The sequence below is a fragment of the Bradyrhizobium sp. FW305-F6 genome, from assembly GCF_058782905.1.
Window position 1 is genome coordinate 278,441 of the sequence record NZ_JBYSYD010000005.1, and the last position, 25,570, is coordinate 304,010.

The window sequence follows — 25,570 nt, forward strand, 5'->3', positions numbered from 1 at the left end:
CTACGGTCACGCGGGCCTTATCCTGGATTTCAACCACAGGACATGCCATGCCGAGCACCCCGCCACCCTTTTCCGCCCCCTACGCACCCGACGACGGCGAGATCGCCGCGCGCCTGTTGCCAGCCTCGCATCTCGCCCCGCCGCAGGAGGCGCGGATCGACCGCACCGCGACGCGGCTGATCGAGGCGATCCGCAAGCGCGACGACCGGCTTGCAGGTAGTCTTGGCGGGGTCGAGGACATGCTGCGGGAGTTCGCGCTCTCGACCAAGGAGGGGCTGGCGCTGATGGTGCTGGCCGAGGCGCTGCTGCGCGTGCCCGACGCGCGCACCGCCGACCAGTTCATCGAGGACAAGCTCGGCGAGGGCGATTTCATCCATCATGAGACCAAGTCCACGGCGTTCCTGGTGAACGCCTCGGCTTGGGCGCTCGGCCTGTCGGCCCGGGTGATCCAGCCCGGCGAGACGCCCGACGGCACCATCGGCAGGCTGGTCAAACGGCTCGGCGCACCGGCGGTGCGCACCGCCACGCGCCAGGCGATGCGGCTAATGGGCAATCATTTCGTGCTTGGGGAGACCATTGAGCAGGCGCTGGAGCGGGGTAAGCCGCGCTCCGGCCAGAAGCCGCGCTATTCCTTCGACATGCTCGGCGAAGGTGCGCGCACCGCGGGGGATGCAAAACGCTATTTCGATGCCTATGCCAGTGCCATTGATACGATCGGCAAGGCGGCAGGCCGCCATCCCCTGCCCGACCGGCCCGGCATCTCGGTCAAGCTCTCGGCGCTGCATCCGCGCTTCGAGGCGATCAGCCGCGGCCGCGTCATGCGCGAACTGGTGCCGCTGCTGCTGGACCTCGCACAGCGGGCCAAGACGTATGACCTCAACTTCACCGTCGACGCCGAGGAGGCCGACCGGCTGGAGCTGTCGCTCGACGTGATCGCTGCGACGCTCGCCGATCCCTCGCTTGCCGGCTGGGACGGATTTGGCCTCGCGATCCAGGCCTATCAGAAGCGCGCTGGCGCGGTGATCGACTATGTCGATGAACTCGCCCGCGCGCATGACCGCAAGCTGATGGTGCGCCTCGTCAAGGGCGCCTATTGGGACACCGAGATCAAGCGCGCGCAGGAGCGGGGGCTCGACGGCTATCCCGTGTTCACGCGCAAGGCGATGACGGATCTGAACTACATCGCCTGCGCGACGAAGCTTCTCGCCCTGCGGCCGCGCGTCTTCCCGCAATTCGCCACCCACAACGCGCTGACGGTCGCGACCGTGCTGGAGCTCGCAGCTGATGACGGCGGCTTCGAGTTCCAGCGCCTGCATGGCATGGGCGAGGCGCTGTACGAGCAGCTCGCCAAGGATCACCCGGACATTGCCTACCGCACCTATGCGCCGGTGGGCAGCCACCGCGACCTGCTCGCCTATCTGGTGCGGCGGCTGCTCGAGAACGGCGCCAACTCCTCCTTCGTGGCGCAGGCGGCCGATTATCGCGTACCGGTTTCAGCGCTGCTGAAGCGCCCGGCGGATGCCATTGGCCGGCCGCCACAGGCAGCTCATGCCAAGATTCCGTTGCCGGCAGATCTGTTCGCCCCGGAGCGAGGCAACTCGCGCGGCGTCGAGTTCGGTGAGCGCGCCGCACTCGACCAGCTCCTGACGGACGTAAAGGCCGAGGCGGCCGATCTCGAGCCTGTCACAGATAGAACACCGGATCAGGCCAACGCGGCTGTGACGGCTGCGCGCGCCGGCTTTGCGGCCTGGAGCCGAACGCCTGCAGGCACGCGCGCGGCGGCGCTGGAGCAGGCCGCGCATCTGCTGGAGAGTCGCAGCGCGCATTTCATCGCGCTGCTGCAAGCCGAGGGCGGCAAGACGCTCGACGATGCGCTCTCGGAACTGCGCGAGGCCACGGACTTCTGCCGCTACTACGCCGCGCAGGGCCGCAAGCTGTTCGGTGTCGAGGTCGCGATGCCGGGGCCGACCGGCGAGAGCAATGCCCTCGCCCTGCGCGGCCGAGGCGTGTTCGTCGCGATCTCGCCGTGGAATTTTCCGCTCGCGATCTTCCTGGGTCAGGTCGCGGCGGCGCTGATGGCCGGCAACAGCGTGGTCGCTAAGCCGGCCGAGCAGACGCCGCGCATCGCGCGCGCGGCCGTCGCGCTGCTGCACGAGGCCGGCATCCCCACAAGCGCGCTGCATCTCGTGCCCGGCGACGGCAGGATCGGTGCGGTGCTGACCGCGCATCCCGATGTTGCCGGCGTGGTCTTCACCGGCTCGACCGAGGTGGCGCGCTTGATCAACCGCACGCTCGCCGCCAAGGACGGTCCGATCGTGCCGCTTATTGCCGAGACCGGCGGCATCAACGCGATGATCGCCGATGCGACCGCGCTGCCCGAGCAAGTCGCCGACGATGTCGTGACCTCCGCGTTCCGATCCGCCGGCCAGCGCTGCTCCGCATTGCGGCTGTTGTTCGTGCAGGAGGACGTCGCCGACCGCATGATCGAGATGATCGCGGGCGCGGCGCGTGAACTCAGGATCGGCGATCCCTCTGACGTCGCAACCCATGTTGGACCGGTGATCGACGAGGAGGCTAAGCAGCGCCTCGATGCGCACGTCGCGCTGATGAAGCGCGAGGCGCGGCTGCACTTTGCAGGCCAGGCGCCGGACGGCTGCTTCGTCGCACCCCACATCTTCGAGCTGAAGGACGCGGGCCAGCTCACCGAGGAGGTCTTTGGCCCGATCCTTCATGTCGTGCGCTATCGCGCCGAGAACCTTGCGCATGTGCTGGAATCGATCGCGCGCAGCGGCTACGGGCTCACCCTCGGCATCCATTCCCGCATCGACGACACCATCGAGGCCATCATCGACCGCGTCCAGGTCGGCAACATCTACGTCAACCGCAACATGATCGGCGCCGTGGTCGGCGTGCAGCCGTTCGGCGGCAGCGGCCTGTCCGGAACCGGCCCCAAGGCCGGCGGCCCGCACTATCTCGCGCGCTTCGCCACCGAGCAGACGGTGACGATCAACACCGCGGCTGCCGGCGGCAATGCCGCGTTGCTTGCGGGGGAGGAGTGAGGCCCTGCGTCAGGCGCCGTTGCATCCCGGCAAAACATCGATCTAATGCTTCCATGACCGGCCCGCGCCAATTCCAGCGCGCGGGAAACGACTGAAGCGAGGGAGCGACGCTGCGATGGACAAGGGCATTTTTGCGGGGCTGAAGGTTCTGGACTGCGCCAGCTTCATCGCAGCACCGGCGGCGGCGACCGTGCTGTCGGATTTCGGCGCAGACGTGATCAAGATCGAGCCGCCCGGCACTGGGGATCCCTACCGCAACCTGCCCAATTTGCCGGGATACCCGACCGGCGAGCACAATTTCGCCTGGCTGCTCGAGGCGCGCAACAAGAAGAGCATCGCGCTCGACCTCGCCAAGCCCGAGGCGCAGGCGGTGCTGTACAAGCTGGTGGCGGAGGCCGACGTCTTCATCACCAATATGCCGCCGCCGGTGCGCGCCAAGCTCGGCATCACCTATGACCACCTCGCCCATCTCAACGACCGGCTGATCTACGCCTCCTTCACCGGCTACGGCGAGAAGGGCGAGGAAGCCAACAAGCCCGGCTTCGACAGCAACGCCTATTGGGCGCGCTCCGGCCTGATGGACCTCGTCCGCGCCGACACCGATACCACACCGGCCCGCTCGGTCGCCGGCATGGGCGACCATCCCTGCGCCATGGCGTTCTACGGCGCCATCGTCACCGCGCTGTATCAGCGCGAGAAGACGGGCAAGGGCTCGCACGTTGCCTCCAACCTGATGGCGAACGGGGTGTGGGCCGCGAGCGTGCTGGCTCAAGCCAAGCTGTGCGGCGCCAAATTCGGCGAGCGGCGCCCGCGCGAGCGCGCGCTGAACGCAGTTGCCAATCACTATCAGTGCAAGGACGGCCGCTGGCTTATCCTGTCGCTGCTGAACGAGGAGAAGCAGTTTCCGACGCTGGCCAAATGCCTGGGCCGCGAGGACCTGATCAACGACCCCCGCTTCGTCACCAAGGCCGACCGTCACGCCCGCTCGGTCGAGTTGATCAAGATCCTGGACGAAACCTTCGCCACGAAGGATCTCGCCGAATGGCGAAAAATCCTCGACGGCAACGGCCTCGTGTTCGGCGTCGTCGCCATCCTGGACGACATCCCGAACGACAAGCAGATGATCGACAACGAGGTGCTGGTGCCGTTCGAGAACGACACCATGCTCACCATCAACAGCCCGATCTGGATCGACGGCGCCAAGAAGGTACAGCCGCGCAAGCCGCCGGCCGTGGGCGAGCACAGTGACGAGATTTTACGCGGCGCGGGATACGATGAAGCGGCGATCAAGCAGTTGCGGTCGAAGGGGGCGGTGGGGTGATGCCGGCGCGGCGGCGTTACTTCCGCGCGATCAAGCCGCCCACCAACTCCAACAGCTCCGCCTTCGCCTCACGGCGGAAGCCGGCTCTGGGCGCGGCGAGTTGACGAAACAGCAAGCCGATCAACGCCGAGACGAACAACTCGGCGTGGCGGCGTGGGCTTGGTGACTTCGCGGCTTTCAGCGCAAGCTCCGCACTCTGTCGCCACGTGTCAAACCACTCGGCGACCACGGGCCGATAGCGGGGTTGCCTCGCGGCAGCCAGGAAGGCCTCATAGCAGGCGATATGCGTCTCGGCTTCTCTGCCGAGCTCTCGGACGTAGAAGTCGACCAGCGCATCGATCCAGGCCTCGACCTCGAATGCCTTGTCCTGAAGGCTGAGGGCCAGCGCACGCAGCCGACCGACCTCGCGCGCCAGGGCGAACTGCAGCGCCGCCTCTACCAGCGCGTCACGGGGTCCGAAATGATGCGTGACCGCACCGAGCGAAACCCCGGCTTCGGTCGCAACCGCCCGGTGAGTCACGCCGTCCAGTCCATGTCGCCCGATGATGCGGAGCGTCGCCTGCATCAGGGACCGCTCGCGCTCGCCCGACTCTGTTTTTGAATCCCTGCTCATCCGGCGCCTAACATCCAGCTCTTGACCAACGGCAGAACAAATGTTCCGTTATGCGGATCATATGTAATATCGCTGTCCGCCTCCCCGAAGGCAAGGAGCGTTCAATGCCCCGCTACCGCCTCCACTATTTCCCCGAGTCAGGCAACAGCTACAAGCTGGCGCTGATGCTGACGCTGTGCGGCGAGACGTTCGAGCCGGTCTGGACCGATTTCGCCGGCGGCGTCACGCGCACGGCGGAATGGCGCCAGGCCGTGAACGAGATGGGCGAGATTCCCGTGCTCGAGATCGACGGCGTGAAGATGACGCAGACCGCGCCGCTGCTGCTGAAACTGGCCGAGCAATACGGCCGCTTCGGCGCCGAGACGGAGGACGAGAAGTTCGAGCTGCTGCGCTGGCTGTTCTGGGACAACCACAAGCTCACCGGGTACATGGCGACGTATCGCTTCATGCGCGCCTTCACCGAGAAGAACGATCCGCAGGTGCTGAAGTATTTCCGACGCAGGCTCGAGGATTTCCTCGGCATTCTCGACGGCCACCTCCAACACAACGCCTTCGCGATCGGAGCAAGGCCGACCGTCGCCGACATCTCGATGATGGCCTATCTGCATTATCCGAGCGACGAGCACGGCTTCGATTTCGCGGCGAGCCATCCCGCCATTCATGCCTGGCTCGGCCGCATGGCCGCGCTGGCTGGCTGGAAGCCCGCCTATGAGCTGCTGCCGGGACAGCGGATGACGAACTACGCGAAGTGAGAGCGCCGCCTAGCGCAGCGCCAGCCAGCCCAGCGTGAACAAGAGCCCGCCGACAATCACGGCCGTCGCGATGGCCCAGATGCTGACGCGGGTGCTGCCGGCGACCTGCTTGGCTTCCTCATTGCGCGCGATCTCGCGGTTGCGCTCTTTATTGGCCTCGCCGGTATTCGTCATGAATCACCCCAAATCGCTCGTGGGCCTGATGCGCTAATGCGTCTTGATGAAGCACATGCCGATACGGCGCGAGGCCGCGGCGGCCTGGCAGGTGAGACCGTTAGCACAGCTCCATGACGTAAAACTCCTGTCCGGCGTTCCCGATCCAGGAATTGGCAGGGAACAATGCGCGCCCCAGCCGTCCTGGTATTCGGTGCCGGCGAGCTCGCGTCTGCCGCGAGTCTGCGGCCGGCTGGCAAATCCGCGTGAGAAATCAGGATCTTTGCCGGCAGCGAAGGCGGCCAGGATGTCGCGGCGGCGGAGCTGGTCGCCGAAGAAATGCGGCGAGGCCGGCACGATGCTGGAATTCGACGGCTTGTTCGCGAGCCAGTCGACCCCCGGGAAATGGAAGCCGCCGATGCCGCGGGTCTGGTGACAGCCGGCGCAGGTGATATCGTTGAGACGGCGCTGGAAGCCTGCAACCGAACGGACGTTATGCATGTCGATGCCACGCGCCGCGGCCTGTTGCAGCGCGCCGACCACGTCATTGTCGGTGAAGACGGGGTTGCCCTTGCCCTCCCCCTGCATCAAGCCGAACTCCGGCTGCAATGCCGAAGCATCGAGGCCGGCGGGGGTCGGCACTACAGCGGCCTTGGCCAGGAATTCCTCCGGGATCAACACGGTGCCGCGATCGAATTCGCGCAAGTTCTCGGACGCAAGCAGCCAGGCCTTGAAGTCGCGCCGAAGCGCAGCGTCGCCCAGGATGCGGTCGCGGTCGATCTGGTTCTCCAGCGCCGCCTCCTCGAACGTCTTCGTGGCAGCGTCGTACTTGAAGACCTTGAGCAGATAGTCGGAGCGGAAATCGTGCAGCGCCGATTTCGGCGCGACGGAGACCTGGATGTTGGTCTCGATGCGGTCGAGCATGGCGTCGCCTCGACCGAGCAGCAGCCCCTGCCAATCGCCGTTGTCGAGCCAGCGCCGCGCAATCTCGGCGCAGCCGACCGGCTTGCGGCTCGCATCCGCCTGACGCGGATCGCGCGCCTTCATCACGAGATTGAGCGTCATCGGCAGGCGCGTGGCGGTCTTGCCGCCATCCGGCCCGTTGTCGAACCGCGCGAGACGATAGATCAGCCGGATCTCGCCGCAGGCTTCTTGCAAGACATAGGCGCGGTCCATGCGGTTGACGATGCCCGCCAGCACGAAGCGCGTGTCGCGGGATTTCAGATTGGCGAGGTCGAACAGCTGCACGTCAAAGCCTTCGCCGGCGCCGATGGTCTCACCCGGATAAGTCGCCTTGTAGCGCGCGATGTAGCGGTCGAATTCGTTATCGATCGCGGGCGGAATGTGTTTCAGCTGCGGCAGCGAGGAGAACATCAGCTCGGTCGTGAGCGGGACCTCGGCACTCTGCTCCGGCGACAAAAGGCGCGAGATCGCTAGCGTATTGTCCCTGTCGAGCTGGCGCAGGAGAGCGGGATCGATGATCGCCGTGCCGCGCGTCAGCGGCGCGTTCTCCGCTGCCGCAAGCGAAACGTCACCGCCCAGCAATGCGACGGCAGCAAGGAAAATTCGCAACGCGCGGCTCATGCCTGAGGTAACACCGCGTGGGGACGCCTATTCAAGTAAAAAGGCGCCTCACATGGTGGTGAAGCGCCTCTTCGAATGGTTGGATCTGAGCCGTCAGCGCCCGACGATCAGCCCCCTGCCGGTGACGACGACCCAGCGGCCGTCCTGGCGACGGATCGCATCGACCCGGCCAACGCCGGGAATGGGGTCGCCGGGATAGACCTCGTAGAGGCCGTCGCGGCCCTCGATCAGCGCACCGCCATTGCCGGCGCTACGCAGCCGCCACCCGTCGATCGTCGGCAGACGCCCGACCTCGGTCTTTGGCGCTGCAGGTGCCGGGGCCGGCGCAGCGGCGGTCGCCACCTGGGTCGGCGCAATCGAGCCGGTGGTCTCCTTGGCAGGAGCGGCGGCGGCCTGCGCAGGCGCGGCACGAAGCTTGTCGACGGCCTCGGACAGCTTTGCGATTTTCGCCAGCGGCTCGGCTTGCGCCTTCTCGAGCTTGTCCAGGCGGTCGTTGGCGCGATTGGACTGGGTGATGCCGGTCTTGGAGCTCTGCTCGACATTGGCCTTCAGGGCGACGAGATCGGCATCGATCCGTGCCACGGACGCATCCAGCGCGCTGGTGTCGGCGACCTGCACCGGAGCCTGGGCGGGTGCGGCGAAATGCATCATGCCCGCGGTCGCGAGCGCGCCGCTGATCGCGCCGACGCTCGCCGCAATCGCCACCACCGCGGCCATCGCCGACAGGCGGCGCTTGCCGCCTGTTTCGCGCGGCTCATCCGCCTTCACATGCGGAGCAAAATCCTCGCGCTCCCAGGCGCGGTCGGCGGGCGGCATGACGATGAGCTTGCCGGGCTTCGGCTCGGGCCTGGCCTCGGATTTGGCCTCCGTTTTGGCCTCTGTCTTGGCGTCGAACTTCGGCGCCTCAATCCGGGGCGGCTCGACCCTCGGGGTCTCCTTAATCGGATCGGGCTTGGGCGGCGCCTCGTGGTCGGGGGCGATCGAGGGGGCGTCAATACCGGCGGCAGCCACGACGTCGTGCGGCGCTGCGACGTCGACAGCACCGGACTCCTGGGCAGCCTGCTCGGACAATGGTTCGCTCACGGCGCAAATACTCCAGTCTCGGTTGACTTTTTGGTAACTTTCATTGCTTGCGAATTCCTTACTTCGGGACCCGCTTACCGAAATTTTAGGAAGTTATCCGGGGCCGAATTGGGCCGGGAAAATGGAACCGGTGTGGCGGCGTGAAACAATTCGTAATCGTGGGAAGATGAACGGCGGCGGAATGCCGTCTCTGTAGCTTTCCGTCATCCTGAGGCGCGAGTGGCGCGGTGCGCTGCACCGCGCAGGGAGCCTCGAAGGATGAACGGCCGAGCTACAACACCCGGGCCGTCGCCCCTCGAGGCTCGCCGAAAGGGCGAGCACCTCAGGGTGACGGTGAGAGAGTTAGGGGGCGGCATTCACATCACGACCGGCGCGTCCGGTAGCTCGTTCGAATGCGACGTACCCGGCTGAAAGTGCCTTGCCAGCTCTTTCGACACCGCTTCGATGCCGGCGATGACGCCGCGCTCGAACTGGCCCGATCTGAACTCGGCCTCCATGGCGTGGCAGATCGTTTCCCAGCCGGCTGCGCCGACGACGGCATCGATGCCGCGATCGGCGATGATCTCGACGTCGCGGTCGGCCAGCAGGAGATAGACCAGGACGCCGTTGTTGTGCGCGGTGTCCCAGATGCGCAAATGCGAGAACAGGTCGAGCGCGCGTTCGCGCGCCGGCTGGTTGCGAAACAGCGGCGCGCCGTCGAGCGCGCCTTCGACAACGAAACGGACCTGGCCGGAATGCGTCGCCTCACCCTGTTTGATCGCCTGCTCGATGCGGGCGAGCACGTCAGGCGGAAAGATCTGCCTTGCCCGCCAAGGATGCTGCACGAGATGTCTGGCAATGCGCTTGATGCTCATGACCGCTACCAGCTCCCCGAGGCGCCGCCGCCGCCAAAACTGCCCCCGCCGCCGCTGAAGCCGCCGCTGCTCGACGATCCGCTGCTCCAGCCGCCTCCGGACGAGCCGCTGGACCACGAGCCGCCGCGGGAGCGCCCGGTGCCCGGCGCTATCGCCGAAAACAGGTCGGCGATGAAGCCGATGACGAAGCCGACGGCGCCGAGCGCCATGGCGAGCGCGAAGGAGCCGAGAATGAGCCAGGTCAGCGCCGCGATGATGCCGCCGACCGCGAGCGAGCCGAGCAGGCGCCCGAACACGGCCCGGAAGAATCCGCCCACCCCGATCGAGGCGAACAGCGTCACGATGAAGAGTGGCGCGAGATCGTCCAGATTGTGGGCGAAGTTGACGGTGCGCGAGGGCGCCGGCAGCGGCTCGCCGTCGATCACGCGGATCATGCGGTCGACGCCATCGGAAATGCCGCCCGCGAAATCGCCGGTCCGGAACTTCGGCGTGATGATCTCGTCGATGATCCGGCGCGAGATGACGTCGGTCAGCGCGCCTTCGAGGCCATAGCCGACCTCGATGCGCAGATGCCGGTCGTTCTTGGCGACGACGAGGATCGCGCCGTCATCGACCTTCTTGCGGCCGATCTTCCAGGCCTCCGCGACACGGATCGAGAACTGCTCGATCGTCTCCGGCTGGGTGGTCGGCACGATCAGGACGGCGATCTGACTGCCCTTGCGGCTCTCGAAATCCTGCAGCTTCTGCGATAGCGCGGCGACGTCGCTGCTGGAGAGCGTGCCGGTCTGATCGACCACGCGGCCGGTGAGCTCGGGGACAGCGACGTCGGCGTGGGTGGGAAGCGTGAAGGTGAAGAAGAGGGCGATAGCGAGGACGCATGAGGCCGCCACGGAATACGCCCGCCACACACTCGGTCTCATCGCCCGCCTTGTGCGCTTTGCGCACTGGGGCAGGCGATCCAGTATCCCAGAGGCAGCCGTGCCTGAACCGAGAAGCCGCGGCGTACTGGATTCCCCGCTTTCGCGGGGAATGACAGTGGTGGGTGGGGTGAAGACCATTCGCAAAACGGCGCGCGCTTACTTCGACGGCGCCGGTGCCGGGTTGAAATCGACCTTCGGCGCGGTCGAGATTGCCTTCTCGTTCTCGACCGAGAAGTTCGGTTTCTCCTTGTAGCCGAACATCATCGCCGTGAGGTTGCTCGGGAACGAGCGGATGGTGACGTTATAGTCCTGCACCGACTTGATGTAGCGGTTACGCGCCACGGTGATCCGGTTCTCGGTACCTTCGAGCTGCGACATCAGGTCCTTGAACAGGGCATCCGATTTCAGCTGCGGATAGTTCTCGGTGACGACCAGCAGCCGCGACAGCGCGCTGGAGAGCTCGCCCTGGGCGGCCTGGAATTTCTGGAACGCGGCGGGATCGTTCAGCACCTCCGGCGTGGCCTGGATGCTGCCGACCTTGGCGCGGGCATTGGTGACGCCGAGCAGCACGTCCTTCTCCTGCTGCGCAAAGCCCTTCACCGAGTTGACGAGGTTCGGCACGAGATCGGCGCGGCGCTGATACTGGTTCACGACCTCGGACCAGGCGGCCTTGATCTGCTCGTCCTCGCTCTGGATCGCGTTGTAGCCGCAATTGGTCAGGCTCAGCGAGGCCAGGGCGGCCAGCACGGTCAGGATCTTGCGCATCAAATTTCTCCCGGTGGAATCGGGCGCAAGCTATCAGATTACGCGCTCGAGAAAAGCAGCCGGCTGACGCAAGCCTCTTGCCTATCGCAGGCTGACATAGTCAACTCCGCGAAACAAAAGCGGAAACGCCAGGGGAAACGCGATGAGCTCGTTCGAGACCATTCTCGTGGAACGGCCGGAGCCGGCGATCGTCCGCGTCGTGATGAACCGACTCGACGCGCGCAACGCGCAGAACCTGCAAATGACCTACGACCTCAACGCCGCCTTCGACGCGGCCGTGCAGGACGATACGGTCAAGGTCATCATCCTCGCCGGCAACGGCCCGCACTTTTCGTCCGGTCATGACCTCCGTCCCGGAGGCAAGAATACCGCGGGCGTCGACTTTCCGCCGATCGGAAATTGGGGCGGCTTTGCCGAGCCCAATGCCCATGGTCGCTTCGCCCGCGAGCAGGAAATATATCTCCAGATCACCCGGCGCTGGCGCAATCTCGCCAAGCCGACCATTGCCGAGGTGCACGGCAAGTGCATCGCAGGCGGTCTGATGCTGGCCTGGGCCTGCGACCTCATCGTCGCCAGCGACGATGCGCAGTTCTGCGACCCCGTCGTCACCATGGGGGTCTGCGGCGTCGAATGGTTCGTGCATCCCTGGGAACTCGGCGCGCGCAAGGCCAAGGAGTTCCTGTTCACCGCGGACAATTGGAGCGCGCAGGAGGCGCACCAGCTCGGCATGGTCAACCAGGTGGTGCCGCGCGCGGCGCTGTCCTCACGCGTGCTGGAGCTGGCGCGCAGGATCGCGGCAAAACCGTCCTTCGCGCTGAAGATGACCAAGGAGGCGGTGAACCGCTCGGTCGACGTGATGGGCCAGCCCGCCGCCATCGACCAGGCCTTCGCACTGCATCAGCTTTGCCACGCCCACAATCTGCAGGAGTTCGGCATGATCGTTGATCCCTCCGGCCTGCATCCTTCCGTGCGCAAGCCGCCTGCGGCGGCGGAGTAGACGCGATGGACCTCGATCTCAGCGACGAGCAAAAGCTGCTGCGCGACAGCGCGGAGCGCTTCGTAGCCGGCAGCTACGATGCCGCTCACCGCCGCAAGATGGCGAACGATCCGCTCGGCTTCAGCCCCGCGGTGTGGAAGCAGTTCGCCGAGCTCGGCTGGCTGGCGCTGCCGCTGCCCGAGGAGTTCGGCGGGCTGGGCGGCGGCGCGGTCGATGTCGGCATCCTGATGGAAGCCTTCGGACGGGGCCTGGTTTCGGAGCCCTATGTCGCCACCGTCGTGCTGGGAGCCGCGTTGATTGCCAGATGCGGCACCGCGGAGCAGAAGCAGGCGAGCCTGCCCAAGGTGGCGGACGGATCGCTGAAGCTTGCGTTCGCGCATTCCGAGCGCGCGGCCCGCTTCGATCTCGCCAAGGTCGCGACATCGGCGACCAAGACGGCGCAGGGCTGGCGCCTGTCCGGCAGCAAGATCACCGTGCTCGACGGCCACGCCGCCGACGAGATCATCGTCTCCGCAACCCTGCACGATCATCACGGTCCTTCGGGGCGGATCGGACTGTTCGTGATGCCGGCAACGGCAGAGGGCGTCACGATCTCCGACTATGCGCGCCTCGGCGGCGGGCGCGCCTGCAATATCGAGCTGTCGGACGTGCACCTGCCCGAAGACGCGCTGCTCGGAGACGGCGGCAACGCGCTGCCCGCGATCGAATGGGCGGTCGACCGCGCCATGGCCGCGCTCGGCGCCGAGGCCGTCGGCATCATGCAGACGCTGCTCGACACCACGCTCGACTACACCAAGATCAGACAACAGTTCGGCCGGCCGCTGTCCGCCAACCAGGTCATCCGCCACCGCCTCGCGGACATGGCCATGCAGGTCGACGAGGCGCGCTCGATGGCGCTGCGGGCGGCGTTGAAGGCAGATAGCGCGCCGACCGAACGGGCCCGGGCAGCGTCCGGCGCAAAAGCCAAGATCGGCAAATGCGCGCGCTTCGTCGGCGAGCAGTCGATCCAGCTCCATGGCGGCATGGGCGTCACCGAGGAGCTCGAGGTCGGCGCCTATTTCAAGCGCCTCGTCGCCTTCGACACGCTGTTCGGCGGCAGCGCGCATCACTATGCCCGCCACGCCGAACTCGGCCGCATGGCCTGACACCGGGAGAGCCTCATGGACCTGTCGTTCAACGCAGAAGAGCGCGCTTTCCAGAATGAGGTGCGCAGCTTCATCGCCAAAAACCTCACCGAGGAGATGAAGCGCGCGACCGCGCTGACGCCGTCGGTGTTCTCCGACCCCGATATCGGCATGGCCTGGCAGCGCGCGCTGCACGCCCAAGGCTGGGGCGCGCCGGGCTGGCCGGTCGAATATGGCGGGCCGGACTGGACGCCCGCACAGCGCTGGATCTTCGAGACCGAATGCGCACGCGCCGGCGTGCCCAATGTCAACGTGATGGGCGTGAAGATGGTCGGGCCCGTCATCATCGGCTTCGGCTCGCCGGAGCAGAAGAATTTCTACCTGCCGCGGATTCTCTCCGGAGAGGATTACTGGTGCCAGGGCTATTCCGAGCCCGGCTCCGGGTCCGACCTCTCCTCGCTGAAGACGCGCGCGGTGCGCGACGGCGACGACTATATCATCAACGGCACCAAGATCTGGACCACGCATGCCCATCACGCCAACCGCATGTTCGCGCTGGTGCGCACCAGCGACGGGCCGCGGCAGCAGGACGGCATCAGCTTCATCCTGATCGACATGAAGACGCCGGGCATCACCACGCGCCCGATCCTGACCATCGGCGGCGACCACGAGGTCAACCAGGTGTTCTTCGACGACGTGCGCGTGCCCGTCGCCAACCGCGTCGGCGAGGAAGGCAAGGGCTGGACCTACGGCAAATATCTGCTCGAGTTCGAGCGCGGCGCGGGCATCGCCTCGGCCAAGCTGCGCGAAGGGCTGAAGGCGATCTCGGATCTCGCCGAGTCCGACCTCACCGGCCGCGCCATCGACAGCCCCGACATCGCAACGCGCATCTCGGAGGTCGAGGTCGATATCGACGCGCTGGAGATGACCGAGCTGCGCGTGCTCTCCGCGCTGCAGACCGGGCAAAATCCCGGCGCGGTGTCGTCGATCCTGAAGCTGCGCAACAGCGAGATCCGCCAGGCCGTGACGCGGTTAGGGGCCGACGTGATCGGCCACGACGCGCTTCACGTCGAGCCGATGCGACCGCTCTACAAGCTCAACCACGAGCCTGTTATCCCTGAGGAAATGCTGACCGTGATGCCGGAATATCTCAACGGCCGCGCCTACACCATCTTCGGCGGCACGTCGGAGATCCAGCGCGATATCATCGCGAAGATGATGCTGGGGATTTGACGACGAACCGGCGCCACATCATCGGTGTCGTCCCCGCGAAGGCGGGGACCCATAACCACAGGCGGCTGTGGTTACGGGGACTCGGAGTTGCCAGCTTCGCGCCACAACCTTCGCGCCACAACCACGCCCTGTGGTTATCGGTCCCGGGCTCGCGCTTCGCGCGCCCCGGGACGACAGCCGAGTGTGACGCGGGGACTACCCCGCCGCCTTCGCGTCCCGGATCGCCTGCCAGATCTTCTGCGGCGTCAGGGGCGTGTTCAGCTGGGTGATGCCGAGCTCGGCGAGCGCGTCCATCACGCCGTTGGTAACGCAAGGCGGGCCCCCGATGGCACCGGATTCGCCGCAGCCTTTTGCACCAAGCGGATTGGTGCGGCAGGGCGCAGAATCGTCCAGCGTCACCACGATCGGCGGCACGTCGTCTGCGCGCGGAATGCAGTAGTCCTGGTAGCTCGCGGTCAGCAGCTGGCCGTCGGCATCGTAGGAGACGCCTTCGTACAGCGCCTGACCGATGCCCTGCGCGACGCCACCATGGATCTGGCCCGAGACCAGCATCGGGTTCACCGCGACGCCGACGTCGTCGACTGTGGTGTAACGCACGACGCGGGAGACGCCGGTCTCCGGATCGATCTCGACCTCGCAAATGTGCGTGCCGTTCGGCCAGCTGGGACCGTCGACCTCGCCTTCGGAATCGACGCTGAGCTTGGCGCCGTTCTCCTTCTCGGCGAGATCGAACAGGCTGATGCGGCGGTCGGTGCCGACCACGGTGAGCATGCCACCCTGATACTCGATGTCCTCGACCGAGGTCTCCAGCACGTTCGCGGCCTTCTCGCGCGCCTTCTGGATCAGATCGTTTGAGGAGACCGCAACCGCGGTGCCGCCGACGAACAGCGAGCGCGAGCCGACGCTGCCGAAACCCGTGGCAAGATCAGTGTCGCCCTGCACGACGTCGATCTTGTCCATGGGGATGCCGAGCGTGTCGGAGATCATCTGGGTGTAGGTGGTCTGCAGGCCCTGCCCCATCGCCATGGTGCCGGAATGCAGCACGACGCGCCCTTGCGAGGTCGCGTGCAGGCTGACCTTCTCGGTATGCGCGCGGCCGCCGGTCCATTCGATGTAGGAGGTGAGACCGCGCCCGTAGAGCAGGCCTTTCTTCTTGGCCGCCTTCTTGCGCGCGGCAAACCCGTCCCAGTCGGCCAGCTTCACGGCACGGTCGAGCATGTGGGCGAAGGCGCCGGAATCGTAGACCTGGCCGGCGGCATTGGTATAGGGCAGCTGCGCCGGCTTGATGTAGTTGGCCTTGCGGATCGCGCGCGGATCCATGCCGATCTTTCGTGCAGCAGCGTCGAACAGGCGCTCGACGATGAACACCGCCTCGGGCCGCCCGGCGCCGCGATAGGCGCCGACCGGCGCGGTGTGGGTCATCACCGACTTCACCTCGAAATGCACCAGCGGCAGATCGTAAACGCCGGTCTGGACGAACGGCCCGAGCACCAGCGGGATGATGTTGGCCGCACCCGAGGAATACGCACCGGTGCAGCCGATCGACTTGACGCGATAGGCCAGCACCTTGCCCTTCTCGTCCAGCGCGAAGGACGCGGTCGAGGTGAGATCGCGGCCGTGGGTGCCGCCGACGAATTCGTCGGTGCGGTCGCCGCGCCAGCGGATCTTCTTGTTCAGCTTGGTCGCGGCATAGGCGACGATGCCGTCTTCCGGATAAAGGTTGGTCTTCTGGCCAAAGCCGCCGCCGATGTCGCCGACCAGAACGCGGACGCTGTCCTTCGGGCGCTTCAGCACGGCTTCCGCCAGCACGTCGCGGGTCGAGGCCGGCGTCTGCGACTGCACGTGCAGCAGGAGACGGCCGGTTTTCTTGTCGATCTCCGCGATGGTCGAGCGCGGCTCCATCGCGGACGGAACGAGGCGCTGGCTGACGATGTCGAGCTCGACCGTATGCGCGGCCTTGGCAAAGGCTTCGTCGACCTTGGCGGCATCGCCGTAAGCCATGGCGCCGACGATGTTGTCCGGTGCCTCGGGCCAGACGACGGGCGCGCCGGGCTTTACCGCCTCGACCGGATCGACCACCGCGGGCTGCACGTCGTATTCGACCACGATCGCCTCGGCCGCGCTCTGCGCCTCCACCCGCGAGGAGGCCACCACTGCGGCCACGGCCTCGCCGGCATAGCGCACGACCTCGTGGGCCAGCAGCCGGCGCGGCGGCACCGTCATCGGCTTGCCGTCGGGGCGCTTGAAGATGTTCAGCGTCGGGATCGTCCCGATGTCGTCCTTGACGAGATCGGCGCCGGTGTAGATCGCGGTGACGCCGGGCATCGACGCCGCGGCGCCGGTGTCGATCGAGACGATCTTCGCGTGGGCGTGCGGCGAGCGCAGCACGTGCAACCACAACGCGCCCTCCTCCGGCTTGTCGTCGATGAATTGCCCCTTCCCGGTGAGCAGCCGCTGGTCTTCCAAACGCTTGACGGGTTGTCCCGCTCCGAAACGCAAATTGCCGGGAAGAATGTTCATTCCGTATGTCCTCGAAATCCGCAAAGGCGACCGTGGCGGTTTTAGCGGATTTTGCGGTCCAGACAACCGAGCTCCGGCACATCGGCCATACGCGTCAGAACCCCTTGCTGGCGCCGATGGGCTGCCTAGGACCGGTCGATATCGACGATGCCCACATTCACGTCACGGGTGTCCGAGCCGCGCTTGACCGTGAGCCGAACGGTTTTTCCGGCCCCGGCCTGCTCCAGCGCATCGGTCAGGTCGGCAAGGCGCCGCACCGGCTTGCCTTCCACCGCAGTGATGATGTCTCCCACCGCTCCCGTGGAAAAATTGACACCGCGAATCCCGGCACGCTCGGCAGGGCTACCGGGGGCCGTCCGCACCACGATCACCCCCTCGACAGCAAGCCGGGTCGAAACATCCTCGCCGGCGGCCACGATGCCGATGCCCGGCGTCGGCACTCGGCCGTTGCGGATGAGCTCCGGGACGATCCGGTTCACGACGTCGACCGGGACCGCGAAGCCGATGCCGGCGTTCGAGCCGGACGGCGAGATAATCGCCGTGGTGACGCCGATCAGCCGGCCCGCGGAATCCAGCAGCGGCCCGCCCGAATTGCCCGGGTTGATCGCGGCATCGGTCTGGATGACGTTGGCGATCTCCCGGCCGCCATGGGTCGGCAACCTGCGCTTGAGCGCACTGATGATGCCGGAGGTCATCGACTGGTCCAGTCCGAAGGGATTGCCGATCGCGAAGGCGGATTGCCCGACTTTCAGGTCGTTCGAGCTGCCGAGCGCGATCGGAGCCGGAAGCTCGCGCACGCTGCGGATCCGCAGCACGGCGAGATCGTAATTGGGAGCCGTGCCGACCAGGTCCACCTGGGCCACCTCTCCCGACGCAAACCTCACCGCGATCTCGCCGCCATTGGCGATGACGTGATTGTTCGTCACGAGATGACCGTCGCGGTCCCAGACGAAGCCCGTGCCGGACGCATTGCCCTGGCTCTCCTCACCCATGAGGGGACTGGCTGCCGATTTGGCTGCCACCTGGACGACCGAAGGTGACACGCGCTCGAAGATGTCGATGGTGGCCTTTTCGCCTTCGGACAGCGGCCCCCGCTGCTCGACGGCGCGCGCGGCGGGCGTGGTCCAGGGGACCTGCAGGATCTTCGCGGCGGTGACGGCAAGCAGCAGGGCGGCGAAAGCTGCTGCGGCAAGCGCATAGCGACGATTCATCGGGATCACCATCTGTTATGCTGAATGCGGGGCTCTGAGATGCACATGCATGGAGGGCCTTGCTCAGGCAGAAACGTCGCAGACGAGCGGAAGTTTCTCGGTCAGGTAAGGGGCATTTGCTGCCGTGCACGGGTGCCGGGACGAATTGCCGCGTAACGAGCAATTATGTCAGATCGCGCAGAGCCGTCTCCACGACCTTGCGCGCCTCGGCGGTCAAAGGTGCCTGCGGCGGGACGGGGTCGCCGACGTCGTAGCCCTGGATCGCAAGCCCGGCCTTGATGCAGGCGGCGAGGTTGAAGCGGGCAAAGGCTTCGTTGATGCGCCACAGCCGGCGCTGCAGCGCCATGGCCTCGTCCCACCGTCCGGCCTTGCAGAGCTCGTAAAGCGCAACGCTCTGGCGTGGGATGATGCAGGCAGGTCCCGCCATCCAGCCGCGGCCGCCGATCAGCATCACCGCCGCCGGAATGTGGGCGGAGGCCGAGAACACACGCAAGCCATCGCCGCAGCGGTTCATGATCGAGAGCAGCCGGCCGGTATTGGTCGAGGCATCCTTGATGTAGCCGATGCGCGGATGTTCGGCGAGGCGCGCAACGACGTCGAGGGTGAGATCGGAACGCTGAAATTGCGGGTTGGTGTAGATGACGACGGGAATGTCGACGGCATCCGCGATGGCGCGGAAGTAGGATTCGACCTGGGCATCGGCCAGCGGGAAATAGGCTTCCAGGATCGCGAGGACACCGTCGGCACCAAGTTTCTGGTAGGCTTTCGCCTGCGTCACCGCGTCCGCGGTCGAGGTGGAGGCGACGCCCGCCACAACAGGCACCCGGCCCTTCGCGGCCTCGATCGTGGTCTGCACGACAGCGCTGCGTTGCGCGGCATTGAGATAGGCGAATTCGCCGGTCGAGCCCAGCGGCGTCAACCCGTGCACGCCGGCGCCGATCAGGTCATCGCAGAGCTTGCCGAGGACTTCGGTGCGCACATTGCCACCGGCATCGACGGGCGAGACGAGATAGGGGAAGACACCGTGGAATTCGGACATGTGCGCGAAGGTCCCAGCATCGGAACCCGGCAAGGCCCCGTCGATTGCTGCTATCATGTGAGAAAATCGCCAGCAAGCCGGGCTTTGACGACTCCTTAAGGATGTTGCGAACTGGCCATCATGACGCGCCCCATCCCCTACTCGGTTTTAGGGAGTGATGGTGATGGTGCCCGCATGCCTCTCACAATGCTGTCCAGGTATCTGCATCCCGATCCGCGCATCCGGCGCGAGCTGGTCGATCTCCTGTACACGTCATTGCCGCAAGTGTTTGCCATCGGCGTGACATCCGTGACGGGCGCCGTGGCGCTGACGGCCATGAGCGGTGACGCCGGCTATGCCGTCATTTCGGGTTTGATCTTCGTCACCGCGACCGCCCGCGTCTATTCCCTGCTTCGCTACAAGGCTCGCGCGGCCCAGTTGTCCGACGCAGACGTGGTTCGCTGGGAGCGGCTTTACGGCGCCGGGGCCTCGGCGTTCGGCCTTGCGCTAGGCCTGCTCTCCTATCGCGCGCTCGCGCTCGACGACGACCCCGGCGCGTGGATCGCGTTCGGCCTCTCGATGTCGTTCTGCGTCGGCATGGTCTCGCGCGCCGCGATCCGGCCGTGGATCATCCTGAACACAGCCGCCATCCTCCTGCTGCCGACGATCGTCGGCGGCCTGCTCCGACCCGAATTTGCCTACAAGATCGGCGCGATCATGCTGGTGTTCTTCTGGCTGACCCTGCGCGAGGCCTCGAAGCATCTGTCGGCCGCGTTCGTCGAACGCGTCGAGGCCAAGCATCGTCTGGCGCGGCAGGCCACGCACGACTTTCTCACGGGATTGCCGAACCGCGCCGCGTTCTTCCAGGCCTTGGCCGAGACGAGCGGCGATTTCGCGATCGTCGCCATCGATCTCGACGGCTTCAAGCCGGTCAACGACCGTCACGGCCATCAGGCCGGAGACGATCTGCTGCGCCAGGTGGCCCAGCGTCTGTCGTCCTGCATCGGCGACAGCGGCATCGCGGCACGCTTTGGCGGCGACGAGTTCATGATGCTCCGACCAGTCACAGCGGGCGAAGCCGGTCGTGAGGAGGCGCTCGCACTGGCGCGTCAGGCCATTGCCGAGCTGTCGATGCCCTTCTTGTTGACGGACATTCCGGTATGCATTGGCGCAAGCGCCGGCATTCTCGTCAGTACCGATGCCGTCAGCGCGGGCTCGGCCTCGCAATTGCTGGAACGGGTCGACCGTGCGCTTTATACGGCCAAGCGCGCGGGAGGCGGATGTTGCGTCTGGTCGGACGAGCACGCCGACCTTCGCGCGGCAGGCTGAAGCAGCCGCCTTCGATCACGCCTTGAGCAGCCGCACGCGCGTACCCCAGGGATCGACGGCCTCGAGGCCGCCTGCGAGCGCCGTCACCTTCGCACCGGCCTTGCGCAGGCGCTGCTCCTGCGCGGCGAGAATGTCCGGCTTTTCCGTCACCAGTGAGAACCAGGCCAGGCCGGTCATCTGATCGTCACGCTGGCCCGCGCCCTGGCTCTGCCAGACGTTGATGCCGAGGTGATGATGATAGCGGCCCGACGACAGGAACGCCGCGCCGCTGCGGCTGCGGGTCGGATCGAGACCGATCGCGCCATGATAGAAATTGCCGGCCTGCGCGAGATCGCCGACCCGCAGGTGCATGTGACCGACGCGCAAGCCCTCCGGCGCCCCGGCATAATCGGGCACGCGCGAATTGGTCAGCGACAGCAGGTCGGGAATGTTGAGTTCGTCGGTCGCCATCTTCACGCTGCCCTCGCTCCACTGCCATTGCGAGGGATCGCGGTCGGCATAGACCTCGATGCCGTTGCCTTCTGGGTCGTCGAGATAGACGGATTCGCTGACGAGATGATCGGCAAAGCCCGACAGCTTCACGCGGTGCGAGGCGGCGTGAACCAGCCAGCGCGCCAGGTCCTTGCGGGTCGGCATCAGGAAGGCGGTGTGATAGAGGCCGGCGGCGTTGCGCGGCTCGATGGCCGCCTCGGGGCGGGCTTCCAGCACCAGCAGCGCGATGCCTGATGTGCCGAGCTTTGCCGCGATGCCCGAGCGCTCCATCACGGTGAGCCCGATCACGTCGCGGTAATAGTCGGCGACCTTGTCGAGGCTCTTCACCCGCAGCGTCACCATGCCGACCCGCATCGGGGTACGACTGGCAAAGGTCGGGCCGCCGCCCTGCGGCGTGCCCTCGGCGCGCGCCGCGGCGGCGGCCGCCGCCGCGAGCGAGGTGGCGCCGGCGAGCTGCAGCAGGGTGCGGCGGGTGAGGTCGATGGTCATGAGGGCTCGCAATCCTTGCAGCAATCCTTGGGCCATGGGGCGCAATCGCGGGATTGCTACACGTTGCCGTGAGGCGCTCCCAATCACATGTTCGTCGGCCGTGGTCCTACGGGCTCGGCCATCCGTCATGTCCTGGCCACCCGGCCAGTTTCGCCAACGCCCCTGACATCCCAGATTGAGGGCAACCCCAGGAGCACGCCATGACCGATCCCAGTCCCCTGTCTTCGCTGTCGTCCGCCCTCGCGGAGGCGGTGGCGCGCACTGCACCCTCGATCGTCTCCGTGCACTCGCACCGCTTTCGCTCGACCGGCTTCGTCTGGAACACGGGCCTGATCGTCACGGCGGACGAGGCGCTGGCCGACGAGGGCGAGGTCGAGATCGGCCTGCCCGACGGCCGCACGTGTCCGGCCAGCATCGCCGGCCGCGACCACACCACCGATATCGCGCTGCTGCGTGCCGACATCGCATCGGCGCCAGCCACGCTCGCGGCAACCGTTCCGCCGCTGGGCGCATTGGCGATCGTGGTCGCCACCGACCGCGACACGCCGAGCGCAGCGCTCGGGATGGTGTCGACCTCCGGCAAGAGCTGGCGATCCCTGCGCGGCGGCGACATCGATGCACGGATCGAGCTCGACGTCCGCCTGCGCCCCGCCCAGCAGGGCGGCCTCGCGCTCGATGCCTCGGGGCAAGCGTTCGGCATGGCCGTGCTCGGCCCGCGGCGCGTGCTGGTCATTCCGACTACGACGATCGAGCGCGTCGCGGCGCAGCTGGAGGTACGCGGGCGCGTCGCGCGCGGCTATCTCGGCCTCGGGCTGCAGCCGGTGCGGCTCGACGACGGCGTCGGCGCCATGGTGATGCACGTCGACAAGGCCGGGCCTGCGGCGGCGGCTGGCATCCGCCAGGGTGATGTGATCGTCGCGGTCGACGGCCAAAAGCTCTCCGGCGTGCGCGCGCTGGCGCGGACGCTCGGACCTTCGAGCGTCGGCGCCGTGATCGACCTCGCGGTGCGCCGCGGCGGCGAGCCGGCCGGCTTCAAGGTCACCGTCGGCGAGAGGCTGGAGACGTGAGCGAGGGCAGCTCCCCGGAAATCGTGCTCGCCCTGGAGATCGACGATCCCGCTCTCGCCGAGCGCCTGGCGAAGCTGCTCGGCAACGTCACGGGGCTGCGGCTGGCCGCGCCTGGCGAAGCTGCCGCAGCGACGATCGTCGCGCGCGACCCCCGCAACATGCCTGATGACATCGCACTGACCCAGCGCGAGCTCGACGTGCTGGCACTGATGGCCGAGGGCGCCTCCAACAAGATGATCGCCCGGCAGCTCGGCATCTCCGTGCACACCGTGAAATTCCACGTCGGCTCGCTGCTCGACAAGCTCGACGCCACCGGTCGCACCGATGCGGTCGCGCACGCCGCGCGCCGCGGCGTGATCGAGCTGTGAACGAAGGCTGCTCTCTCCTCGTCAACGCATAAGGCGTTTCGCAGGCCCTGAGCGCGCGCCTCGTCCTTCGAGACAACCGCTTCGCGGTCTCCTCAGGATGAGGCTAAGCAGCGTCGGTGCTCGTTGAAGCGGGTGCCGCACACTCCGACCTCATCCTGAGGGCCCGCCAACGGCGGGCGTCTCGAAGGATGGCCACAGGCGAGATCGCTTCCCTATGCGACTCCCCTGCCGAAACAGCGGAGAGAGACAAAAGACGTCACGCCCGCTTGCCGCCGTTCTTCTCCGCCGCGCGGCGCAGCGCTTCGGCGAGGGCGCCGCCGCCGGAAGAAGCCTCCTGCTTGCGCGGGGCCGACGAGGTCATGCGGGCGGGATTGCGTGGCCCGCTGTCGCGCTGCATACCGGGGGCGTCTTTCTTGGCGCCGACCTCGTCGTCGAGGCGCAGCGTCAGCGAGATGCGCTTGCGCGCGACCTCGAAGTCCAGCACCTTGACCTTGACGATATCGCCGGGCTTCACGACCTCGCGCGGATCCTTGATATAGGTCTTGGACATCGCCGAAATGTGCACGAGGCCGTCCTGGTGCACGCCGATATCGACGAAGGCGCCGAACGCGGCGACGTTGGTGACGGTGCCCTCGAGGATCATGCCCTTCTTGAGATCCTTGATCTCCTCGACGCCTTCCTTGAACACGGCGGCCTTGAACGCCGGACGCGGGTCGCGGCCGGGCTTCTCCAATTCTTTCAAAATGTCGGTGACGGTCGGCAGGCCGAAGGTCTCGTCGACAAAATCCTTCGGCTTCAGGGTGCGCACGATCTCGCTGTTGCCGATCAGCGCCTTGATGTCGCTCTTGGTCGCCGACAGAATCCGGCGCACCACCGGATAGGCTTCCGGATGCACGCCGGAGGCATCGAGCGGGTCCTCGCCGCCGAGGATGCGCAAGAAGCCCGCGCACTGCTCGAACGCCTTCGGCCCGAGCCGGGGCACGTCCTTGAGCGCCTTGCGCGACTTGAACGGGCCATTGGCGTCGCGGTGCGCGACGATGCTCTGCGCCAGGCCAGAACCGACGCCCGACACGCGGGCGAGCAGCGGCGCCGAGGCGGTGTTGACGTCGACGCCGACCGCGTTCACGCAGTCTTCGACCACCGCATCCAGCGATTTGGCGAGCTTGGCCTGGCCGAGGTCGTGCTGGTACTGGCCGACGCCGATCGCCTTCGGCTCGATCTTGACGAGCTCGGCGAGCGGATCTTGGAGCCGTCGCGCGATCGAGACCGCGCCGCGCAGGGTGACGTCGAGGCCCGGCAGCTCCTCCGAGGCGAAGGCCGAGGCCGAATAGACGGAGGCGCCGGCTTCCGACACCACGATCTTGTTCATCTTCAGCTCGGGCAGGCCCTTGACCAGCTCGGTCGCGAGCTTGTCGGTCTCGCGCGAGGCGGTGCCGTTGCCGATCGCGATCAGCTCGACGCGGTGCTTGATTGCGAGCCGGCCGAGCGTCGCCAGCGATTCATTCCACTGCCGCTGCGGCTCGTGCGGATAGATCGCGATGGTGTCGACCACCTTGCCGGTGGCGTCGACGACCGCGACCTTGACGCCGGTGCGGTAGCCGGGATCGAGCCCCATGGTGACGCGGGTGCCGGCGGGCGCGGCCAGCAGCAGATCGCGCAAATTCGAGGCGAACACGCGCACGGCTTCGGTCTCGGCCGAATTCCACAGCCGCATGCGCAGATCGATATTGAGATGCACCTGGATCTTGGTGCGCCAGGCCCAGCGCACGGTGTCGACCAGCCAGCGGTCGCCGGGGCGCTTGAGGTCGGCGATGCCGAACCGCTTCATGATCTTCAATTCATAGGCGCTCGGCACGCCCGGCGGCGGCGCTTCGGCCTCGGCCTGGATTTGCAGATCGAGAATCTCTTCCTTCTCGCCGCGGAACATCGCGAGGATGCGGTGCGAGGGCAGCTTGGTCAGCGGCTCCGAGAAATCGAAATAGTCGGCGAACTTCTCGCCCTCGGTCTTCTTGCCGTCGCGCACCTTGGAGGCCATGCGTGCATTGCTCCACACCTCCTCGCGCAATGCGCCGATCAGGTCGGCGTCCTCGTCGAAGCGCTCGACCAGGATGGCGCGGGCGCCGTCCAGCGCGGCGGCGGCGTCAGCGACGCCCTTCTCCGCGTTGATGAAGCCTTCGGCCACGACCTTCGGATCGTTGCCGGGCTCAGCCATGAGCTGATTGGCGAGCGGTTCGAGCCCAGCTTCCTTGGCGATCTCCGCCTTGGTGCGACGCTTCGGCTTGAACGGCAGATAGATGTCTTCGAGGCGGGCCTTGCTGTCGGCGGCCATGATGGAGGCTTCAAGAGCGGCATCGAGCTTGCCCTGCTCGCGGACCGATTCGAGAATGGCCTTGCGGCGATCCTCGAGTTCGCGCAGGTAAACCAGGCGCTCCTCCAGGGTGCGCAATTGCGCGTCGTCGAGCGCACCGGTCGCTTCCTTGCGGTAGCGCGCGATGAAGGGAACCGTGGCGCCGCCGTCGAGCAGCGTCACCGCCGCCTCGACCTGCTCGGCGCGAACCCCAAGCTCCTGCGCAATCTTCTGGTTGATATTTGCCACGCGAGACTCCCTCTATTCAAGT

The 25,570-nt window shown here is 66.6% G+C and carries 21 protein-coding genes; 9 read left to right on the forward strand and 12 right to left on the reverse strand.

Annotation, left to right across the window (positions count from 1 at the left end; all coding sequences use genetic code 11):
* Positions 1-47 precede the first annotated feature (47 nt).
* Both putA and AC3WLX_RS29400 read left to right on the forward strand, forming a co-directional pair.
* On the forward strand, positions 48-3,059 hold the full coding sequence (gene putA, locus AC3WLX_RS29395) for a bifunctional proline dehydrogenase/L-glutamate gamma-semialdehyde dehydrogenase PutA (RefSeq protein WP_492338613.1): 3,012 nt from the start codon (positions 48-50) through the stop codon (positions 3,057-3,059).
* A 115-nt stretch (positions 3,060-3,174) separates the two neighbouring features.
* A complete protein-coding gene (locus AC3WLX_RS29400; RefSeq protein WP_492338614.1) occupies positions 3,175-4,380 on the forward strand; it encodes a CaiB/BaiF CoA transferase family protein in 1,206 nt (401 codons plus the stop codon).
* Between the two features lie 16 nt (positions 4,381-4,396).
* Here the strand turns inward: AC3WLX_RS29400 and AC3WLX_RS29405 are convergent, their stop codons facing one another.
* Positions 4,397-4,945 (reverse strand): TetR/AcrR family transcriptional regulator, encoded by a 549-nt coding sequence (locus AC3WLX_RS29405; protein WP_492338615.1) that lies wholly within the window; start codon positions 4,943-4,945, stop codon positions 4,397-4,399.
* 152 nt (positions 4,946-5,097) lie between these two features.
* On the opposite strand from AC3WLX_RS29405, the gene AC3WLX_RS29410 reads away from it, so the two are divergent.
* Positions 5,098-5,745 carry a glutathione S-transferase family protein gene (locus tag AC3WLX_RS29410; RefSeq protein ID WP_492338616.1) on the forward strand — a complete coding sequence of 216 codons (648 nt, stop codon included), beginning with the start codon at positions 5,098-5,100 and terminating at the stop codon, positions 5,743-5,745.
* 9 nt (positions 5,746-5,754) lie between these two features.
* Here the strand turns inward: AC3WLX_RS29410 and AC3WLX_RS29415 are convergent, their stop codons facing one another.
* From AC3WLX_RS29415 to AC3WLX_RS29440, 6 genes are all read right to left on the reverse strand, one after another.
* Positions 5,755-5,919: a hypothetical protein gene (locus AC3WLX_RS29415; RefSeq protein ID WP_291623446.1), complete on the reverse strand. Its 165-nt coding sequence runs from the start codon at positions 5,917-5,919 to the stop codon at positions 5,755-5,757.
* Positions 5,920-5,952: 33 nt separating this feature from the next.
* Complete coding sequence (locus AC3WLX_RS29420; RefSeq protein WP_492338617.1) at positions 5,953-7,482, reverse strand: hypothetical protein; 1,530 nt, start codon at positions 7,480-7,482, stop codon at positions 5,953-5,955.
* 93 nt (positions 7,483-7,575) lie between these two features.
* Positions 7,576-8,553 carry a hypothetical protein gene (locus tag AC3WLX_RS29425; protein WP_492338707.1) on the reverse strand — a complete coding sequence of 326 codons (978 nt, stop codon included), beginning with the start codon at positions 8,551-8,553 and terminating at the stop codon, positions 7,576-7,578.
* A gap of 368 nt (positions 8,554-8,921) precedes the next feature.
* A complete protein-coding gene (locus AC3WLX_RS29430) occupies positions 8,922-9,419 on the reverse strand; it encodes a TPM domain-containing protein (protein ID WP_492338618.1) in 498 nt (165 codons plus the stop codon).
* A 5-nt stretch (positions 9,420-9,424) separates the two neighbouring features.
* The gene (locus AC3WLX_RS29435) at positions 9,425-10,339 is read right to left on the reverse strand and encodes a TPM domain-containing protein (protein ID WP_492338619.1); all 915 of its coding nucleotides are present in this window, start codon (positions 10,337-10,339) and stop codon (positions 9,425-9,427) included.
* Positions 10,340-10,495: 156 nt separating this feature from the next.
* On the reverse strand, positions 10,496-11,104 hold the full coding sequence (locus tag AC3WLX_RS29440; protein ID WP_024342221.1) for a LemA family protein: 609 nt from the start codon (positions 11,102-11,104) through the stop codon (positions 10,496-10,498).
* A gap of 142 nt (positions 11,105-11,246) precedes the next feature.
* On the opposite strand from AC3WLX_RS29440, the gene AC3WLX_RS29445 reads away from it, so the two are divergent.
* The 3 genes from AC3WLX_RS29445 to AC3WLX_RS29455 are packed head-to-tail and all read left to right on the forward strand — an operon-like array spanning position 11,247 to position 14,458.
* Positions 11,247-12,101 (forward strand): enoyl-CoA hydratase, encoded by an 855-nt coding sequence (locus tag AC3WLX_RS29445; RefSeq protein WP_492338620.1) that lies wholly within the window; start codon positions 11,247-11,249, stop codon positions 12,099-12,101.
* 5 nt (positions 12,102-12,106) lie between these two features.
* Positions 12,107-13,246, forward strand: a complete 1,140-nt coding sequence (locus AC3WLX_RS29450; RefSeq protein WP_492338621.1) for an acyl-CoA dehydrogenase family protein — start codon at positions 12,107-12,109, stop codon at positions 13,244-13,246.
* Between the two features lie 15 nt (positions 13,247-13,261).
* Complete coding sequence (locus tag AC3WLX_RS29455) at positions 13,262-14,458, forward strand: acyl-CoA dehydrogenase family protein (protein WP_492338622.1); 1,197 nt, start codon at positions 13,262-13,264, stop codon at positions 14,456-14,458.
* A gap of 195 nt (positions 14,459-14,653) precedes the next feature.
* On the opposite strand, the gene AC3WLX_RS29460 is transcribed toward AC3WLX_RS29455, so the two are convergent.
* From AC3WLX_RS29460 to AC3WLX_RS29470, 3 genes are all read right to left on the reverse strand, one after another.
* A complete protein-coding gene (locus AC3WLX_RS29460) occupies positions 14,654-16,978 on the reverse strand; it encodes a xanthine dehydrogenase family protein molybdopterin-binding subunit (RefSeq protein ID WP_492338623.1) in 2,325 nt (774 codons plus the stop codon).
* Between the two features lie 125 nt (positions 16,979-17,103).
* The gene (locus tag AC3WLX_RS29465) at positions 17,104-18,189 is read right to left on the reverse strand and encodes a S1C family serine protease (RefSeq protein WP_492338624.1); all 1,086 of its coding nucleotides are present in this window, start codon (positions 18,187-18,189) and stop codon (positions 17,104-17,106) included.
* A 163-nt stretch (positions 18,190-18,352) separates the two neighbouring features.
* Positions 18,353-19,228 (reverse strand): dihydrodipicolinate synthase family protein, encoded by an 876-nt coding sequence (locus tag AC3WLX_RS29470; protein ID WP_492338625.1) that lies wholly within the window; start codon positions 19,226-19,228, stop codon positions 18,353-18,355.
* 174 nt (positions 19,229-19,402) lie between these two features.
* Between AC3WLX_RS29470 and AC3WLX_RS29475 the strand changes: the two genes are divergently transcribed.
* Positions 19,403-20,536: a diguanylate cyclase domain-containing protein gene (locus tag AC3WLX_RS29475; RefSeq protein ID WP_492338626.1), complete on the forward strand. Its 1,134-nt coding sequence runs from the start codon at positions 19,403-19,405 to the stop codon at positions 20,534-20,536.
* A 15-nt stretch (positions 20,537-20,551) separates the two neighbouring features.
* On the opposite strand, the gene AC3WLX_RS29480 is transcribed toward AC3WLX_RS29475, so the two are convergent.
* Positions 20,552-21,517 (reverse strand): VOC family protein, encoded by a 966-nt coding sequence (locus AC3WLX_RS29480; protein WP_492338627.1) that lies wholly within the window; start codon positions 21,515-21,517, stop codon positions 20,552-20,554.
* 200 nt (positions 21,518-21,717) lie between these two features.
* On the opposite strand from AC3WLX_RS29480, the gene AC3WLX_RS29485 reads away from it, so the two are divergent.
* Positions 21,718-22,584 carry a S1C family serine protease gene (locus tag AC3WLX_RS29485; RefSeq protein WP_492338628.1) on the forward strand — a complete coding sequence of 289 codons (867 nt, stop codon included), beginning with the start codon at positions 21,718-21,720 and terminating at the stop codon, positions 22,582-22,584.
* On the forward strand, positions 22,581-22,952 hold the full coding sequence (locus AC3WLX_RS29490) for a response regulator transcription factor (RefSeq protein WP_492338629.1): 372 nt from the start codon (positions 22,581-22,583) through the stop codon (positions 22,950-22,952). The genes AC3WLX_RS29485 and AC3WLX_RS29490 overlap by 4 nt, the downstream gene beginning before the upstream one ends.
* A 256-nt stretch (positions 22,953-23,208) precedes the next feature.
* Here AC3WLX_RS29490 and AC3WLX_RS29495 read toward each other — a convergent pair whose 3' ends face one another.
* Positions 23,209-25,548 (reverse strand): Tex family protein, encoded by a 2,340-nt coding sequence (locus AC3WLX_RS29495; protein WP_492338630.1) that lies wholly within the window; start codon positions 25,546-25,548, stop codon positions 23,209-23,211.
* Between the last annotated feature and the right edge of the window lie 22 nt (positions 25,549-25,570).

Bases quoted from the DNA above. Each gene is read 5' to 3' on its own strand.
- putA (WP_492338613.1), top strand. From the start codon at position 48: ATGCCGAGCACCCCGCCACCCTTTTCCGCCCCCTACGCACCCGACGAC.
- AC3WLX_RS29400 (WP_492338614.1), top strand. From the start codon at position 3,175: ATGGACAAGGGCATTTTTGCGGGGCTGAAGGTTCTGGACTGCGCCAGC.
- AC3WLX_RS29405 (WP_492338615.1), bottom strand. From the start codon at position 4,945: ATGCAGGCGACGCTCCGCATCATCGGGCGACATGGACTGGACGGCGTG.
- AC3WLX_RS29410 (WP_492338616.1), top strand. From the start codon at position 5,098: ATGCCCCGCTACCGCCTCCACTATTTCCCCGAGTCAGGCAACAGCTAC.
- AC3WLX_RS29415 (WP_291623446.1), bottom strand. From the start codon at position 5,919: ATGACGAATACCGGCGAGGCCAATAAAGAGCGCAACCGCGAGATCGCG.
- AC3WLX_RS29420 (WP_492338617.1), bottom strand. From the start codon at position 7,482: ATGAGCCGCGCGTTGCGAATTTTCCTTGCTGCCGTCGCATTGCTGGGC.
- AC3WLX_RS29430 (WP_492338618.1), bottom strand. From the start codon at position 9,419: ATGAGCATCAAGCGCATTGCCAGACATCTCGTGCAGCATCCTTGGCGG.
- AC3WLX_RS29435 (WP_492338619.1), bottom strand. From the start codon at position 10,339: ATGAGACCGAGTGTGTGGCGGGCGTATTCCGTGGCGGCCTCATGCGTC.
- AC3WLX_RS29440 (WP_024342221.1), bottom strand. From the start codon at position 11,104: ATGCGCAAGATCCTGACCGTGCTGGCCGCCCTGGCCTCGCTGAGCCTG.
- AC3WLX_RS29445 (WP_492338620.1), top strand. From the start codon at position 11,247: ATGAGCTCGTTCGAGACCATTCTCGTGGAACGGCCGGAGCCGGCGATC.
- AC3WLX_RS29450 (WP_492338621.1), top strand. From the start codon at position 12,107: ATGGACCTCGATCTCAGCGACGAGCAAAAGCTGCTGCGCGACAGCGCG.
- AC3WLX_RS29455 (WP_492338622.1), top strand. From the start codon at position 13,262: ATGGACCTGTCGTTCAACGCAGAAGAGCGCGCTTTCCAGAATGAGGTG.
- AC3WLX_RS29460 (WP_492338623.1), bottom strand. From the start codon at position 16,978: ATGAACATTCTTCCCGGCAATTTGCGTTTCGGAGCGGGACAACCCGTC.
- AC3WLX_RS29465 (WP_492338624.1), bottom strand. From the start codon at position 18,189: ATGAATCGTCGCTATGCGCTTGCCGCAGCAGCTTTCGCCGCCCTGCTG.
- AC3WLX_RS29470 (WP_492338625.1), bottom strand. From the start codon at position 19,228: ATGTCCGAATTCCACGGTGTCTTCCCCTATCTCGTCTCGCCCGTCGAT.
- AC3WLX_RS29475 (WP_492338626.1), top strand. From the start codon at position 19,403: ATGCCTCTCACAATGCTGTCCAGGTATCTGCATCCCGATCCGCGCATC.
- AC3WLX_RS29480 (WP_492338627.1), bottom strand. From the start codon at position 21,517: ATGACCATCGACCTCACCCGCCGCACCCTGCTGCAGCTCGCCGGCGCC.
- AC3WLX_RS29485 (WP_492338628.1), top strand. From the start codon at position 21,718: ATGACCGATCCCAGTCCCCTGTCTTCGCTGTCGTCCGCCCTCGCGGAG.